General features: G+C 50.0%; 14 protein-coding genes and 1 pseudogene. 5 read left to right on the top strand and 10 right to left on the bottom strand.

Annotation, left to right across the window (positions count from 1 at the left end):
* Positions 1-117: 117 nt before the first annotated feature.
* From AAHF05_RS22170 to AAHF05_RS22150, 5 genes and pseudogenes are all read right to left on the bottom strand, one after another.
* Positions 118-2,235: pseudogene (locus tag AAHF05_RS22170) on the bottom strand (peptidase domain-containing ABC transporter).
* A complete protein-coding gene (locus AAHF05_RS22165; protein ID WP_129324942.1) occupies positions 2,228-2,920 on the bottom strand; it encodes an efflux RND transporter periplasmic adaptor subunit in 693 nt (230 codons plus the stop codon). The pseudogene AAHF05_RS22170 and the gene AAHF05_RS22165 overlap by 8 nt, the downstream one beginning before the upstream one ends.
* A 14-nt stretch (positions 2,921-2,934) precedes the next feature.
* Positions 2,935-3,291: a biotin/lipoyl-binding protein gene (locus tag AAHF05_RS22160; protein WP_129324943.1), complete on the bottom strand. Its 357-nt coding sequence runs from the start codon at positions 3,289-3,291 to the stop codon at positions 2,935-2,937.
* A 40-nt stretch (positions 3,292-3,331) separates the two neighbouring features.
* Positions 3,332-3,616: a hypothetical protein gene (locus AAHF05_RS22155; protein WP_129324944.1), complete on the bottom strand. Its 285-nt coding sequence runs from the start codon at positions 3,614-3,616 to the stop codon at positions 3,332-3,334.
* A gap of 2 nt (positions 3,617-3,618) precedes the next feature.
* Entirely contained in the window at positions 3,619-4,395 is a 777-nt protein-coding gene (locus AAHF05_RS22150; protein WP_108091217.1) for a hypothetical protein, read from the bottom strand.
* Between the two features lie 411 nt (positions 4,396-4,806).
* Here AAHF05_RS22150 and yihX point away from each other — a divergent pair, with 411 nt between their 5' ends.
* The 4 genes from yihX to fabY are packed head-to-tail and all read left to right on the top strand — an operon-like array spanning position 4,807 to position 7,701.
* Positions 4,807-5,406: a glucose-1-phosphatase gene (gene yihX / locus AAHF05_RS22145; protein WP_028018147.1), complete on the top strand. Its 600-nt coding sequence runs from the start codon at positions 4,807-4,809 to the stop codon at positions 5,404-5,406.
* Positions 5,400-6,281, top strand: a complete 882-nt coding sequence (locus AAHF05_RS22140; RefSeq protein WP_028018146.1) for a virulence factor BrkB family protein — start codon at positions 5,400-5,402, stop codon at positions 6,279-6,281. The genes yihX and AAHF05_RS22140 overlap by 7 nt, the downstream gene beginning before the upstream one ends.
* The gene (gene dtd / locus AAHF05_RS22135) at positions 6,278-6,715 is read left to right on the top strand and encodes a D-aminoacyl-tRNA deacylase (protein WP_047345532.1); all 438 of its coding nucleotides are present in this window, start codon (positions 6,278-6,280) and stop codon (positions 6,713-6,715) included. Before AAHF05_RS22140 ends, dtd begins: the two co-directional genes overlap by 4 nt.
* Before the next feature lie 44 nt (positions 6,716-6,759).
* Positions 6,760-7,701 (top strand): fatty acid biosynthesis protein FabY, encoded by a 942-nt coding sequence (fabY, locus tag AAHF05_RS22130; protein WP_028018144.1) that lies wholly within the window; start codon positions 6,760-6,762, stop codon positions 7,699-7,701.
* 11 nt (positions 7,702-7,712) lie between these two features.
* Here fabY and AAHF05_RS22125 read toward each other — a convergent pair whose 3' ends face one another.
* The 5 genes from AAHF05_RS22125 to fdnG all read right to left on the bottom strand — a co-directional run bounded on the left by AAHF05_RS22125 (position 7,713) and on the right by fdnG (position 14,313).
* On the bottom strand, positions 7,713-8,630 hold the full coding sequence (locus AAHF05_RS22125; RefSeq protein WP_129324945.1) for an alpha/beta hydrolase: 918 nt from the start codon (positions 8,628-8,630) through the stop codon (positions 7,713-7,715).
* A gap of 159 nt (positions 8,631-8,789) precedes the next feature.
* A complete protein-coding gene (gene fdhE, locus AAHF05_RS22120) occupies positions 8,790-9,719 on the bottom strand; it encodes a formate dehydrogenase accessory protein FdhE (protein WP_028018140.1) in 930 nt (309 codons plus the stop codon).
* The gene (fdoI, locus tag AAHF05_RS22115; RefSeq protein WP_008501832.1) at positions 9,716-10,351 is read right to left on the bottom strand and encodes a formate dehydrogenase cytochrome b556 subunit; all 636 of its coding nucleotides are present in this window, start codon (positions 10,349-10,351) and stop codon (positions 9,716-9,718) included. Before fdoI ends, fdhE begins: the two co-directional genes overlap by 4 nt.
* A complete protein-coding gene (gene fdxH / locus AAHF05_RS22110; protein ID WP_028018139.1) occupies positions 10,348-11,250 on the bottom strand; it encodes a formate dehydrogenase subunit beta in 903 nt (300 codons plus the stop codon). Before fdxH ends, fdoI begins: the two co-directional genes overlap by 4 nt.
* A gap of 12 nt (positions 11,251-11,262) precedes the next feature.
* Positions 11,263-14,313, bottom strand: coding sequence for a formate dehydrogenase-N subunit alpha (gene fdnG, locus AAHF05_RS22105; RefSeq protein ID WP_129324946.1), 3,051 nt, complete (start codon positions 14,311-14,313; stop codon positions 11,263-11,265).
* Between the two features lie 611 nt (positions 14,314-14,924).
* Here fdnG and AAHF05_RS22100 point away from each other — a divergent pair.
* Positions 14,925-15,629, top strand: coding sequence for a DUF1120 domain-containing protein (locus tag AAHF05_RS22100; protein ID WP_129324947.1), 705 nt, complete (start codon positions 14,925-14,927; stop codon positions 15,627-15,629).
* The last annotated feature ends 52 nt before the right edge of the window (positions 15,630-15,681 follow it).

Below are 15,681 nucleotides of genomic sequence, written 5' to 3'. Positions count from 1 at the left end.
GGAACGTAAAAAGCCGCTGAGCGTTCAGCGGCTTTTTATTTGATAATGATCAGACTTCCTTTATTACCCGGAATTGACATGTCCTGAGTCAATCTCTGTTCCGCGAAATTCAACAGATTAGGGTAGCTCTTCTCCATTAATCACGAACACCCGATCTGCCGATGAAATCGTGGTTTCGCGATGTGCGATAATGATCCTGGTAATATTCATCGCTTGTATAGACTGATTGACCTGGCTCTCACTGGTTTTATCCAGGTGGCTGGTCGCCTCGTCCATGAATAGAATACCCGGTTTGCGGTATAATGCCCTGGCAATATAAAGCCGCTGTTTTTGACCACCGGATAACCCTTCCCCGAGTTCACCAATCAGTGTCTCATAACCCATCGGTAATTTTAAAATGTCATTATGAATATGGCTGGCGATGGTGCATTCCACCATCCATTGCTCGTCAATGTCAGGCCGGAAACCGGCGATGTTTTCTTTGATTGAGCCCGAAAACAGCTTATCTTCCTGCATAATACAGGCAATGCGTTCAGCATAATGCTCAAAACCAAGTTGCTTAATATCAATGCCATTAATTCGGACACAGCCGTTCGCGGGTTCGAATAATCCGCATAACACTTTCATTAGGGTGCTTTTACCGGCACCCGACACGCCCGTAATAGCAATACTCTCTCCGGCATGAATGGTCAGATTCAGTTTACTGAAGATGGGGTCTGCATGGTTATCATAACGGTAGGCCAGATCCTGGGTTTCAAGCGTTAAGGCTCCCTGTGGTAAACGCAGCGGGCTGGTGGCCGTTAAAGACGTTGCTTCCTGTAGCGCAATATCGGCAACGCGTTCATTATGTAAGTTGATGATGTTCAGCTGAATGATAAAGTTGATGAGGGTATTTATTCGATCATAGAACTGGCTCCTGAAGGTGTTAAACGCGATAAACATGCCGATGGTTAAATGACTATCAATCATCAGTTTGCCGCTTACCCACAGGATAACAATTTGGTCGCAGGCGGCGATAAAAGATACAACGCCACCAAAGAAAAGATCCATTCGCGTCAAACGAATACCAGTATTGACCCTATCTGAAAAAAGGTTAAACCAATTATTGATTCTCAGGTCAGTCATCCCCTGAATCTTAATCGTCGCAATACCGTACAGGGTTTCCATAAAATAAGAATTAAGACGTGCCTCCTTGATTAATTCTTCTTCGGATAACTGGCGGTAGTATCGATAGGTTGCAAACCGAATGAAGGTATATATTGCGGTAAAAGAGACCACGATCATGCTGAGTTGCAGGTTGTATAAAAACATCATTATCAGCAAACCCATGAGCATTAGCGTATCAATAATGCTACCAGTCAAACCGGTGGTAAATGTGGCGCGTATAACATCAAGTTAGTGGAAACGAGACTGAATATCCCCCAGTTTGCGCCTTTCAAAATAGGTCGTCGGTAGCTTAATAAGGTGCGAAAAGAGGCTAAAGCTCCACTGGACGTCGATGAGTGTTCCCAGTATCAGCGTGGTCCAGGAGCGTATGACACTGACCGCCAAACGCAACAGAATCAGAATGAACAGCCCAAGACAGATGAGATTGAGTAAACCGTAATCTCCGGATGCAATGACATTATCCGTGACTAATTGTGTACCCACTGGCAACAGCAGGCTGATCAACTCAATCACCAGCGATAAGAAAAATATCTTTGTCAGTGATGCCGTCAGACCATTGATATTCTTTAATAACGTGGCGGTTTTTAACCTCTTTTGCTTCTTTTGACCTGAGAAGGCCGTTCCCGGCCATACCTCAAGCACGACACCGGTAAAATGCCTGGACAATTCGGGCATGCTAATTACCCGTCGTCCAAACGCAGGATCGTGGATCACCACGCTGTTCTTATCGACCTTAATCAGTACGACAAAATGGTTAAAATCCCAGTGCAAAATGCAGGGCTTACGCACATCACGTAATTCCTGAAGCTCCACGGACAATGCGCGTGACGACATCTCCAGTTCACTGGCAATTGCTTTTATCGCATTGAGGTTGACCCCACGCGATGACAAATTGAATTGTTGCCGGAGTTGTAGAAGGTCAACCTGCTTGCCATAAAAACTGCATATCATTGAAAGACAGGCTAGGCCACATTCGGATGCTTCAGTTTGAAAGACAACCGGGATGCGTTTAAATAACCTCAAATCAAGTTTGCGCATCAGCGTCTCAGGGGTATAAAAATTATTCATTTCCCGCATCCGTTACGCTCATTTTCATTTCGTAAAATGGCGATAATAACCATTCGTAGATACGTCTCTTTTCAAGGAAAAGAGAAATCTGCGCTTTTGCTCCCTGGCTCAGTGAGAGTTGCTTGCCATGAACCTGCACAGACTGTAGGTCAGGTTTGATCATGATTTTGTACCAGGATTTTTTATCGTCATAGAATTCGTGTGCAATGGTCTGCTTTGACAGGAGTTCAGGTTTCGATGCCGGAACCCTGGATATTGCTGATATTGATGCCCTGAACTGACCAAATTTCTCATAAGGAAAGGCGTCGTAACTGACATTAACGCGCTGGCCAATCGCAAGATAGGGGAGAACTTCATCCGGAACCCAGGTTTCGATATAGCATGGCGAATGTATATTCTGTTGAACACGCGCGAGTACATCGCCGGAGCCGATCATCTTACCTTGCGTCGTATTAATGGAGTCGATTAAGCCATCGGCTGTCGCCTCGATGACATAATTTCCTTCTGCTTCTGTGTTTAACTTTTCTTTTTCCAGCTCGTACTTTTGTTGCTCAATCTGATGCAGTTCCCGCTCAGCCTGCACAAGCAATTCAGATGAGGTGTTAAAACTGGCCTGATAATGTACTTTCTGAATTATCAGTGCGTTGAGCGTACGTTTTTTCGAAGAGATCAAATTTGCCATCATTACACTGATACTGTTTATCTGTAGCGTGATCTCCTTTTTTTGTTCTCATCAACCAGACCTGATTGCGTCGATACACCCGAATGAATGAGGAAGAGTGCGTCACCTTTTTTTATACGATCGCCTTCGCTAACAAAACTCTTCACTACCGTACCCTGCATTGATGCAGAGATATTCACTGCACCGGGGAAAGTCGTTATCTCACCGTGAACAATGACGCGCCGGGTATAGGAACCTTTGGCAATAAAAATAGAAATAGAGGCAATAAAAAACAGGCTGAGCAATACGATAAAAGCAAAAGTTATCCCTGGCAGAAGTACGGCCTTTCCTTCCCATCGGGTACTCTGATATTCAATAGCTTCCTTGCGAAACATATCTGGCCTCTTACGGCTATGAGTGATAACGATTCAGGAATTAATGTCTACCGTGATCATTATCCTGGCGGCCACCACCATTTTTCGAACCTCCATTACCTTTTGACGAACCACCGCTTTTACCACCAACGTTAACTGAGCAACCACCGCTAAAGGAGGTGCTTTCAGAGTGAGAACCATCCTTGTTGGTGGTACTGGTGTGGGAATAGCTGCCGTTACAACCAGCACTACCACCACCGAACATCCCACCAATCGCACTACCGATAGAACCCCACATTCCTGCACCGCTTACATTGCTTAATTCATTTTCATTGAGTTCACGCATTATTAATTTTCCTTGCAATAGTGAGCAAAAGGTATACCCATAATATCCATAGACTTTTTCCATACCATTTCACCATCCGTGAATGAAATGTTTTTTACGCCAAAACGCGTAAAATCCTTTTCGCTGTACGTCGACAGACCTGTGTCTGGATCACCAATATTTTCTTTTTGCCCGCAAAGTGGCATCATCCATGACACATTTATATCTTTGTAAAATGCTTTATCCGTTTTTCTTATTTCTGAGAAAATGCGATCTGTTATCGTTGTGTCTGTATTGATTTCACCGTTAACCGTGGTCGTTAACTTACTGTCATCAGAATTAGGTGAGCCATGGAAACCAATAATGGAACCATAATTGATGATTTTGTTTTTTGCCGCAGGGAAAAGATAGTTAGCACAGGAAGAAAGACATAATCGCCTGACCTCAATGTTAATTTCTTTGTTATGAATAATGCGTGCTATTTTTATTGCAGCTTCGACATCACCGCCACCACTGTTTATCGATATTGTTCTTACAGGAATAAGGTTTTTTTTGATAATTGAAGAAATTATTTTGTCATCATCTTTTGATATATTTCCGTCGATATATAACGTATCAAAAACGAGGTGGGTTGAAAGTTTTGGTTCAAGCCCTTGCCTCACAATAAGTTGGCTAGAGAGTTGATATAAAATATCTCTGCTGGCTTTTTTATATCGGTAGGCGTTGTATGAGTAAATAGCGAAAGTGCAGAGTATCGCTATTAAAACGGCACAGAGGATGTATCCCTTTTTAATCTTCACGAAAAGTGCTGCTCCATGTGTAAAGTAATGTAAACCTACCATTATAAAAAAGAAGATAAATGCAGTATTTGTATCTAAATGTAAATTTGAGTAAAGTGAATTTGTATCAATCTCGAGCAAAGCCGCGTGAAATGGGATTCCCGTGGAGTAAGTAGTGGTAATGTGGTGATGAAAAGAAACTGTACGGAAGCGTTTTTCTGTAGTGTTTTACAGATTGAATTGATACGAATACCTCTGCAAAAACGCACTTAAATAAAACTCGTCTCACTGACTATTGTCCCGAAACTCAATAGCATCTCCGAATGCTAAATTTTCGTTCTTTAGATCAATCCCCCTAAGCTGAATCTGGCGCATAGCCAAAGCTTATCTTTCCCGCTACAGTTACTTTTCCACGGCGAGCAGGAGATAAACATGCTTTATATCTTTGACTTAGGAAATGTAATCGTCGATATCGATTTTAATCGGGTGCTGGGCGCATGGAGCGATTTTAGCCGTGTCCCACTGGCGACATTGAAGCAGAGTTTCGTGATGAGCGAGACCTTCCATCAACACGAACGCGGCGAAATCAGCGATGAAGAGTTCGCCGAACGTTTCTGCCATGAGCTGGATCTGCCGTTAAGCTACGAGCAGTTTTCTCACGGCTGGCAGGCGGTATTTGTGGCGATACGTCCGGAAGTTACGAACATCATGCACAAACTGCGAGAGCAAGGACATCGTGTGGTGGTGTTGTCAAATACCAACCGTCTGCACACCACATTCTGGCCTGAGGAGTACCCTGAAGTTAAGGCAGCGGCAGATAAGATTTATCTTTCGCAGGAAATGGGGATGCGTAAACCTGAGGCACGAATTTATCAGGCTGTTCTTCAGGCAGAAGGATTTACCGCGGCCGATGCGGTCTTTTTCGACGACAACGCCGATAATATAGAGGGAGCTAACCAGTTGGGTATTACGTCAATTCTGGTGACCGGAAAAGAGACGATACCAAACTACTTTGCGAAGCAGTTATGCTAAAAACCGTTCATCAAAAAGCCACCCATCATACTCGCCCGCTGAGAGCCTGGCTAAAACTGCTCTGGCATCGCATTGATGAGGACAACATGACCACGCTGGCGGGTAATCTCGCGTACGTGTCGTTGCTCTCATTAGTGCCGCTGGTGGCGGTTATCTTTGCGCTTTTTTCCGCTTTTCCAATGTTTGCAGACGTTAGTTTGCAGCTTCGCCATTTTGTCTTCGCAAATTTTATTCCTGCAACCGGGGATGTCATCCAGAACTACATTGAGCAGTTCGTTGCTAACTCCAACAAGATGACGGCAGTGGGGGCATGCGGTCTTATCGTCACTGCGCTGCTGTTGATGTACGCCATTGATAACGCGCTGAACACCATCTGGCGGAGTAAAAAGGCACGACCGAAGGTGTACTCCTTTGCCGTTTACTGGATGATCCTGACGCTGGGTCCGTTGCTGGCCGGGGCGAGTCTGGCAATCAGCTCGTATCTTCTTTCATTACGCTGGGCGAGTGATTTAAACGGCGTTATTGATAATGTGCTTCGCATCTTCCCGCTTATCCTGTCGTGGCTCTCATTCTGGCTGCTCTATAGCGTCGTGCCGACCACGCGCGTGCCTAACCGTGATGCGGTCGTGGGGGCGCTAGTGGCGGCGTTGCTCTTTGAGCTCGGGAAGAAAGGGTTTGCCCTCTACATCACCATGTTTCCGTCCTATCAGCTGATTTACGGCGTGCTGGCGGTGATCCCGATTTTGTTTGTCTGGGTCTACTGGACCTGGTGTATCGTCTTGCTTGGTGCCGAAATAACTGTCACTCTCGGTGTCTATCGCGAACTCAAAAAAGCAGCAGCAGCTGAAAAACAACAAGAAGCAGACCAACCATGATTGCATTGATACAGCGCGTAACCCGTGCCAGCGTCACCGTGGAGGGAGAGGTGACGGGTGAAATTGGCCCAGGACTTTTGGTGTTGTTAGGTGTCGAAAAGGATGATGACGAACAAAAAGCCAACCGCTTGTGCGAGCGTGTGTTGGGCTACCGTATTTTCAGCGATGCGGAAGGTAAGATGAACCTTAACGTTCAGCAGGCGGGCGGCAGCGTGCTGGTGGTTTCCCAGTTCACGCTGGCGGCGGATACCGAGCGCGGCATGCGTCCGAGTTTTTCTAAAGGCGCCGCACCTGATCGTGCTGAAGAACTTTATGAGTATTTTGTTGAGCGCTGTCGCCAGCAGGAAATGAATACGCAAACCGGACGATTCGCTGCTGATATGCAGGTTTCGCTGGTGAACGATGGCCCCGTCACATTCTGGCTCCAGGTATGAGCCAACTGGCGGCGTGGCCGCGGGTAACAAGAGAGAGTACAGCTATGTATCACCTTCGAGTACCGCAAACGGAAGAAGAGTTAGAAGCCTATTACCAGTTCCGCTGGGAAATGCTGCGCAAGCCATTACATCAGCCAAAAGGGTCTGAACGCGACGCCTGGGACGCGATGGCCCACCATCAGATGGTGATGGATGAAGAGGGCAACCTCGTAGCCGTCGGGCGTTTGTATATCAACGCCGATAACGAAGCGTCTATTCGCTTTATGGCGGTTCATCCCTCCGTGCAGGACAAAGGCCTGGGGACGCTGATGGCGATGACCCTGGAATCTGTCGCCCGTCAGGAAGGCGTTAAGCGCGTCACCTGTAGTGCCCGCGAAGATGCCGTGGAGTTCTTCGCGAAACTTGGTTTTGTTAATCAGGGGGAAATCACGACCCCGCAAACCACACCGATTCGTCACTTTTTGATGATTAAACCTATCGCCACGCTGGATGATATTTTGCATCGCGCCGACTGGTGCGGGCAGCTACAGCAAGCCTGGTATCAGCACATTCCGCTGAGTGAAAAAATGGGTGTCCGTATTCAGCAGTACACAGGACAAAAATTTATCACCACCATGCCGGAGATCGGCAATCAAAACCCACACCACACCCTGTTTGCCGGAAGTCTGTTCTCGCTGGCTACGCTGACCGGCTGGGGGCTTATCTGGCTGATGCTGCGTGAGCGCCATCTGGGGGGGACGATCATTCTGGCCGACGCCCATATCCGCTATAGCGCACCGATCAGCGGTAAACCGAGCGCCGTGGCAGATCTGGGTTCACTGGGTGGCGACCTCGATCGCCTGGCCCGAGGTCGCAAAGCCCGCGTACAAATGCAGGTTGAACTGTTTGGTGACAAAACATCTGGCGCGGTGTTTGAAGGCACCTATATTGTTCTTCCGGCGAAGCCATTCGGCGCGTATGAAGAGGGTGGGAACGAAGAGGAATAATCCCTTCGTTGTTATTGCCTGGCTGAGCTAATTCGCCAGGCGATGTCTCGCATAACGTCTCGAGCTGACTGACTAACACCGCCAAGCTGAAAGAAGCCATGGATAACGCCCAGCCAGCGCTGAGCAGTACACTTCACACCCTGCTCAGTCAGATGCTGGAACAGCATTTCTCCCTCATCACATAGCGGATCGTATTCAGCGGTAACAATGTGCACAGGCGGAAGGCCGTGAAAATCATCGCGCCACAGTGGGCTGGCTTCCGGATGCTGAAGGTCAGTCTCTGCGAGATACATTTCATACCCGCTGAGCAGGGTATCGCGAGTGATAATATAATCCGTGCCATTCAGGGCATAACTTTCAAAGCTGGCTGTGGCATCAAGCATGGGATAGATCAGGATGAGCTGTGCTGGATTCCACAGGCCTTTATCTTTGAGCCGCAGTGATGTCACCAGCGCAAGATGTCCACCTGCACTGTCGCCGCAAAGGGTGATTCGGTTTTTATCTACACCCAGTTTGTCTGCATTCTGCCAGACAAGCTCTGCAGCGTGTTCTGCGTCGTCATGTGCTGCGGGGAATTGATGCTCGGGTGCCAGTCTGTACTGAACCGCAATCACCCGGCAGTTACCGTAAAATGCCAACTGGCGGAGCTGATTATCGTGCGTATCAAACCCACCGCTGATAAAGCACCCGCCGTGGTAGTAGATGGCTGCAGGCAATAATTCAGACGCATTGAGAGGTGAAAACACCCGGATGGTAAGTCCATCAAGGACAAGCGTCTCCACCTGAACGCGCGTTTCTATCTTCCCGGCAAGCCCCGTGCTGGCAACATACCCTGCTCGTCGTACCTCAATGGTCTGTCGACGCGACGATGGCCGACCTGCAGCGATAAATCCCTGAACCAGCTGCGCAATACCCTTTTCCAGTGCCATGAAAATGCCCTTTAACTGTATGGATATACAGCTTTATAGCCTGGTTTAATTCAAAAGAAAACAAGAATGTTGTCGAGGATAAAAATCTGGAAAGCGGTGTGTATTGCTGTCGAGCTGTAGGCCGGGCAAGCTGATGTCGCCCGGCACGGTTACGGGAGATTATTCCCCTTCACCCGGGAACAGGAACGGATTGATCGAGCTGCGGGCAAAGCCCTCCTGCTCCATCTTTGCGTCCAGAATCAGCGAGGCGAGATCGTCGGCTACCGCTTCGACTTTTGGGTCTTTTTCCTGATACAGAATCTTGAGGTAAGTCCCGCAGTCGCCGCAGCTTTCGGCTTTTACCGCTGCTTCTTCGTTTTCCAGCGACCAGTAGTTGAGATCGCGAGTCTGTTCACAGTTGCTGCACTTCACGCGCACTACATGCCATTCGGTTTCACACAGGTTGCAGTGCAGGTAGCGCAGCCCCTGAGTGGTACCAATCTGCACCATACTGGATACCGGCATAGAGCCGCATACCGGGCAAAACTGGCGTGCTTCACCATATTCTGCACGGGCTTTACCGGGGATCAGGCTCGCCATTTGCGCCCAGTAGAGCGACAGCGCAGCCCAGATAAACGGGGCTTTATCACTGCTGACCAGCGTAAAATCGGAAGCAAACAGCGCGCTCGCCATCTCTTCCAGCTCCTGATCGGAGGCTTTTTCCAGATTTTCGATAACGGCCAGCGCGGTGCCGCTCATCTCTGGCTTCAGCTCGGCAATCAGCGAATGCAGCAGCTTGTGCCAGTGTTTATCGCGCGGCAGCACGTGAATATCCAGCGGTGGTTTGCCTTGCTCACTGGCTTCTTTGATGCGCGCAGTCAGGTCCATTTGCAGAGGGTGGTCGTACAGCACCACTTCCTGCGCGTGGGCAATCAGCGCGGCGAAGCGCAGAAAATCGCCCAGCGGGTTGTTCTCTGCCAGCTCGCGCAGACGCTCTGCGCGGCGGTTGTAGAGGTTCTTGAGCCTGGGGAATAACAACGGCGGAATATATTCCGCCGTGCGTTTCTCGCTCGACCCCAGCTCATCTTGCGGGATTATGCGAATACTCATTCAGATGACTTTTCCTGTTTCTGGCGGACTTCACGGTACCAGCGCGGGTGATGTTTCTTTGCCCACGTACTGGTTACCCATCCTTCCACCATCGCGGTAATGGTGCCTTTCACCCAAAGGGCGGCGTAGATATGCACCATGATAACCACAATTAACGCCACTGCGGCAAATGAATGCAGCATCAGCGCGAATCGGATCACCGGGATTGAGAAAGCAGGCGCAAAGTACGGACGCCAGATGATCACGCCGCTCACCAGCAACAGGACCAGGAAGATAATCGCCGCCCAGAATACGCATTTCTGGCCGAAGTTATAGCGTCCGGTGTCACCTACTTCCTCGTTGACGACAATCTTACGAATATTCTTCGCCCAAAAGATATCATCCCGATTGATTAGGTTATGGTGCCAGTAGCGGAAGAACATGATGATGAACGACGCGAACATGATGACGCCAACAAACGGGTGCAGTATACGCGCCAGTTGTGGTGTCCCCATGATCTGCATCAGCCAGTTGAAGGACGGGAAGAAGAACCCCAGCCCGCTTATCGCCGCCAGCATGAAGCAGAAGGCGGTGACCCAATGGTTGATACGTTCCGGCGCGGTATAGCGCACGATGGTGTCACGTTTTCTCATTTGCGCACCTCGTCTTTCTCTTCATGCAGGTTGTCATCTTCCTCTTCCGCGCGGTTCGGGCCGACACCAACGTAGTGGAAAATGCTCGCTGCGAAGGTAGCAGCAAAACCAACCGCTGCCAGTGGTTTCCAGATGCCTTTCCAGAACTTCACGGTGGCGCTGATTTCCGGGTTTTCCGGCAGGCCGTGATACAGATTCGGCTTGTCGGCGTGGTGCAGCACATACATCACGTGCGTACCGCCAACCCCGGCCGGATCGTACAATCCTGCGTTGTCGTAACCACGGGTTTTCAGCTCGCCTACGCGCTCTGCCGCCAGCGTTTTCATATCCTCTTTCGAACCAAAGTGGATAGCACCGGTCGGGCAGGTCTTCACGCAAGCCGGTTCCTGGCCGACGTTTACACGGTCAACACACAGCGTACATTTGTAGACGCGGTTGTCTTCCGGGTTCAGGCGCGGCACGTTGAATGGACAGCCGGCAATGCAGTAGCCGCAGCCAATGCACTGCTCAGACTGGAAGTCGACGATACCATTGGCATACTGAATGATAGCCCCTTCTGACGGGCACGCCTTCAGGCAACCCGGATCCGCACAGTGCATACAGCCGTCTTTGCGGATAAGCCATTCCAGTTTGTCGTTCTGCTCCACTTCAGAGAAACGCATCACCGTCCAGGACTTGGCGGTCAGGTCCGCCGGGTTGTCATAGACCCCAACGTTGTGACCCACTTCGTCACGGATGTCGTTCCACTCTGAACAGGCCACCTGGCAGGCTTTACAGCCGATACAGGTGGTCACGTCGATAAGCTTCGCCACTTCCTGCTGGTGGTCCCGCGCCTGAGGCGCGGGCGTGAAACCGTTAGTCGCGGAACGACGGATAATGTCCTGAGATTGATAAGCCATAAGTCGTCTCCGTTACACCTTTTCCACGTTCACGAGGAAGGCCTTAAACTCCGGCGTCTGCGTGTTCGCATCGCCGACGAACGGCGTCAGGGTATTAGCAATAAACCCTTTCTTCGCCACGCCCTCATACCCCCAGTGAATAGGAATACCGATGGTATCCACCTGCTGACCGTGAACGTTCAGCGTGCGAATACGCTTGGTCACCACCGCCTTGGCTTTGATGTAGCCACGGTTAGAGGAGACCTTCACGGTATCGCCATGGGCAATGCCGAGCTTGTTCGCCAGCTTTTCACCGATCTCCACAAACTGTTCCGGCTGCGCGATGGCGTTAAGCAGCGCGTGCTTGGTCCAGTAGTGGAAGTGCTCAGTCAGACGGTAAGTGGTGCCCACGTACGGGAACTTGTCCTTTTTACCCAGCGCTTCGAAATCGCCCTTGAAGATACGGGCTGCCGGGTTAGAGACCACGTTCGGGTGCAGCGGGTTGGTGCCCAGCGGCGTCTCAAACGGCTCGTAGTGTTCCGGGAACGGCCCTTCCGCCATCTTATCAATAGCAAACAGACGTCCCATCCCTTCAGGCTGCATGATAAACGGCCCGACATCGCTGCCTGGTGCAGCAGTGCTGTAGTCCGGAATATCTACACCGCCCCATTTCGCACCGTCCCACTTCAGAAGCTGACGCTTCGGATCCCACGGGTTACCCTGCGGGTCAGCGGAGGCGCGGTTATAGAGAATGCGACGGTTCAGCGGCCATGCCCATGCCCAGCCCAGCGTATTGCCAAGACCTGACGGGTCGGCGTTATCGCGGTTGGCCATCTGGTTGCCTTTCGGCGTCCAGCTACCGGCAAAGATCCAGCAGCCGCTTGAGGTGGTGCCGTCATCACGCAGATGCGCGAAGGTGCTCAGCTGCTCGCCTTTCTTCGCCAGCACGGTACCGGTGGCTGGATCGATAACATCCGCCAGCGCTTTGCCATTGCTTTCCATGGCCACTTCTTCCGGCGCTGGGTTTTCCGGCGTCGAGTAGTTCCAGCTCATGTTCAGCACCGGTTCCGGGTTCGCGCCGCCTTCAGCCGCATACATCTTACGCAGGCGTAAGAAGATACCGGCCAGGATCTCGCCGTCGTTCATGGCGATGCCCGGGGCGTCCGCGCCTTTCCAGTGCCACTGCAGCCAGCGTCCGGAGTTGACGATAGAACCGTTCTCTTCCGCGAAGCAAGTCGATGGCAGACGGAACACTTCGGTCTGAATCTTCGAAGGATCGACATCGTTCGATTCACCGTGGTTCTGCCAGAAGGTCGAGGTCTCGGTATTGAGCGGGTCAATCGTCACCAGGAACTTCAGCTTCGACAGAGACTCAACAACCTTGTTCTTGTTCGGGAACGAGGCAACCGGGTTAAAGCCCTGGCACAGATAGCCGTTCACTTTGCCCTGGTGCATCATCTCGAAATACTGCAGAACGTCGTAACCTTTGTCCCACTTCGGCAGCCAGTCAAAGCCCCAGCTGTTTTCCGCCGTCGCTTTGTCGCCGAAGAACGCTTTCATCATGGAGACGAAGAACTTCGGATAGTTGCCCCAGTAGTTCACCTGGCCTTCAAGCAGCGGTTTAGGCGTGCTGGCCGTCAGGTAGGTTTGCAGGTCCGGCTGTTTCTCGCTTGGCAGACTCATATAGCCTGGCAGGCTTTGAGACAGGAGACCGAGGTCGGTCAGGCCCTGAATGTTGGAGTGACCGCGCAGGGCGTTCACGCCGCCGCCTGCCATCCCCATGTTGCCGAGCAGGAGCTGAACCATCGCCATGGTACGGATGTTCTGCGCACCGATGGAGTGCTGCGTCCATCCGAGGGCGTACAGGAACGATGCTGTTTTGTCTTTCGCGCTGGTTTCGGCGATAAGCTCGCACACCTTCAGGAAGTCCGCCTTCGGCGTACCACAGATGTTTTCGACAACGTCTGGCGTATAGCGGGAAACGTGTTCTTTCAGCAGGTTCCACACGCAGCGCGGATGTTGCAGGGTGGTATCGCGCTTCGCAAAGCCTTTCTCATCCAGCTCGTAGTTCCAGCTGGTTTTATCGTACTTGCGTTTTTCGGCGTCGTAACCGCTGAACAGGCCATCTTCGAAGTGGTAATCCTCACGCACGATCAGGCTGGCGTTGGTATAGGCTTCGGTGTATTCGCGGTTATATTTTTCGTTGGTCATCAGGTACAGCAATACGCCTGACAGGAAAGTGATGTCAGTACCTGAACGAATAGGGGTGTAGAAATCCGCCACTGACGCAGTACGCGTAAAGCGGGGATCGATCACAATCAGTTTCGCACCGTTGTGGATTTTGGCTTCCATCGCCCAGCGGAACCCGACAGGGTGCGCTTCAGCGGCGTTACCGCCCATCACCACAATGAGGTTGGCGTTCTTGATGTCGACCCAGTGGTTGGTCATCGCACCGCGACCAAATGTTGGAGCAAGACTTGCTACCGTTGGTCCGTGTCAGACACGCGCCTGGTTGTCGACCGCGAGCATACCGAGTGCACGCGTAAATTTCTGGGTTAAATAACCGGTTTCGTTGCTGGAAGCAGAGGCACACAGCATCCCGGTGGAGAGCCAGCGGTTGACCGTGACGCCGTCGGCGTTTTTCTCAACAAAGTTGGCATCGCGATCTTCTTTAATATGTTTTGCGATGCGGTCAAACGCTTCTTCCCAGCTAATTTGCTGCCATTTGTCGGAGCCAGGCGCACGATATTCAGGGAATTTGAGGCGGCTTTCGGAGTGGATAAAGTCCACCAGACCGGCCCCTTTCGGGCACAACGCGCCGCGGTTGACCGGATGATCCGGGTCACCTTCGATATGGAAAATAGACGCTTTGGCGTTTTTAGCACCGTCGCCGAGGCTATACATTAACAGCCCGCAACCGACAGAGCAGTACGTACAGGTATTACGGGTTTCACGGGTGCGCAGCAGCTTATACTGCCGCGTTTCCGCCAGCGCTACGCCGGGCGCAAAGCCCAGTGCCGCTGCCGTGGTGCCTGCCATACCGCCAGCGCAGATCTTAAAGAACTGCCTTCTGCTGACCTGCATGGGTCACTCCTTGTTTCGACATTGCTTACATATGGTGTTTTTAACTTCACGGTTTTCGGGAACCGCAAAGAGGAAATTTGGGTTAAACCCCCATTCCTCCGAGGGATATCATCAGGATACCACAATGTCGTTATCTGTGTTCCGGTATCGTTAACAAGAAGTGAACGGAATACTGAATTTAAGGTTGAAAGGTGAACAGTCTCACATCAGGTTTTGCCTGTAACCGTCAACGAGCGTCACAACATTCTGGAATGACCTTAAGGGAAATTCTGGATATCAACGATGGAATTTGTAAAAAGAAGTTAAAGTTTGAATATATAAATTACGGTGATAAGAGGTCTAACCAGATTGGTTTGTTCTTGAGTTATATATATTTATTTTTTATTTATTGGCGTTTATTCGTTTCCTGTTAACTTCAATAAATATGCCGCGTGAATGTTTGTCCGTATGTCATGAGAATTTCCTCAGGCTGTATTCCTAAAGAATACCTGGTGATATTGATCAGAATTATTTCAGATGATAATTTAAAAATGCAAAGTTTCTTTTTGTGTTTGTCATTTTTCTAACAATGATTAAACAATAATACGCAACCCAAGATATAAGGAAATAAAATGAACGCATCTTTTAAAAAAGGATTGCTTGCCTCCGTATTGGCTATTACTGCTACGTCTGCTTTGGCTGCAGGGAGCGTCGATATTAAAGTGGCGGGTAAAATTCAGCCTTCCTCCTGTACACCCTCTTTCCCAAGCGGCGGCGGCGTTGCGGATTTCGGCACAATCAAGGTTTCATCGTTAAATTCGACAAGTGCAACGACCTTACCCGATATTAAAACCGTGCCAGTGGCTATTACCTGTGAAGAAGCAACTCGCGTAGGGGTAACATTTACCGACACGCGTGCATCTTCATCTACAACCACAAATTATAATAAGGTCTTTGCCTCCACCGGATTTGGGTCTACGCCAGAGTTTTATTTTGGTTTAGGGATGTATAACGACAAGAAAATTGGTGTGTATGCATTGGGGATTGCAATGATTGGGGCAACCGATCAGGATGGTGGGATACTTGATCCCATCTTCTCTAATGATTCTGGTACGACCTGGACTGGACGTGGTCAGGAATATTTACAGATCAAGAATAACAATAGTGAAATCTATAGCTTTAGTGCGCACGGTGATGCATCACTGGCTCCTAAGCCAAGTTCAAAAATTAATTTTGATGTAGCCGTTTCCGCCATTATTAACCCAACCAACGACCTGAATGTAACGGATGAAGCTAGTCTGGATGGTTTAACCACCGTAGAGCTGGTTTACCTGTAATCACCCGCTGGTATTCCCCGTTATCACACGGGGAATATTGCTTAAAATATTA

This window comes from Enterobacter adelaidei, from assembly GCF_041937165.1.
In the GTDB taxonomy this organism is placed as follows: domain Bacteria; phylum Pseudomonadota; class Gammaproteobacteria; order Enterobacterales; family Enterobacteriaceae; genus Enterobacter; species Enterobacter adelaidei.
The sequence above is the reverse complement of the archived record's forward strand: the minus strand, read 5'-3'. Positions and strand labels throughout refer to the sequence as shown.

Excerpts from the sequence above, each read along its gene's own strand:
- AAHF05_RS22125 (WP_129324945.1), bottom strand. The coding sequence starts at position 8,630 with ATGGCACTGGAAAAGGGTATTGCGCAGCTGGTTCAGGGATTTATCGCT.
- AAHF05_RS22155 (WP_129324944.1), bottom strand. The coding sequence starts at position 3,616 with ATGCGTGAACTCAATGAAAATGAATTAAGCAATGTAAGCGGTGCAGGA.
- dtd (WP_047345532.1), top strand. The coding sequence starts at position 6,278 with ATGATTGCATTGATACAGCGCGTAACCCGTGCCAGCGTCACCGTGGAG.
- AAHF05_RS22160 (WP_129324943.1), bottom strand. The coding sequence starts at position 3,291 with ATGTTTCGCAAGGAAGCTATTGAATATCAGAGTACCCGATGGGAAGGA.
- AAHF05_RS22140 (WP_028018146.1), top strand. The coding sequence starts at position 5,400 with ATGCTAAAAACCGTTCATCAAAAAGCCACCCATCATACTCGCCCGCTG.
- AAHF05_RS22165 (WP_129324942.1), bottom strand. The coding sequence starts at position 2,920 with ATGATGGCAAATTTGATCTCTTCGAAAAAACGTACGCTCAACGCACTG.
- fdxH (WP_028018139.1), bottom strand. The coding sequence starts at position 11,250 with ATGGCTTATCAATCTCAGGACATTATCCGTCGTTCCGCGACTAACGGT.
- fdoI (WP_008501832.1), bottom strand. The coding sequence starts at position 10,351 with ATGAGAAAACGTGACACCATCGTGCGCTATACCGCGCCGGAACGTATC.
- fdhE (WP_028018140.1), bottom strand. The coding sequence starts at position 9,719 with ATGAGTATTCGCATAATCCCGCAAGATGAGCTGGGGTCGAGCGAGAAA.
- AAHF05_RS22100 (WP_129324947.1), top strand. The coding sequence starts at position 14,925 with ATGAACGCATCTTTTAAAAAAGGATTGCTTGCCTCCGTATTGGCTATT.
- yihX (WP_028018147.1), top strand. The coding sequence starts at position 4,807 with ATGCTTTATATCTTTGACTTAGGAAATGTAATCGTCGATATCGATTTT.
- fabY (WP_028018144.1), top strand. The coding sequence starts at position 6,760 with ATGTATCACCTTCGAGTACCGCAAACGGAAGAAGAGTTAGAAGCCTAT.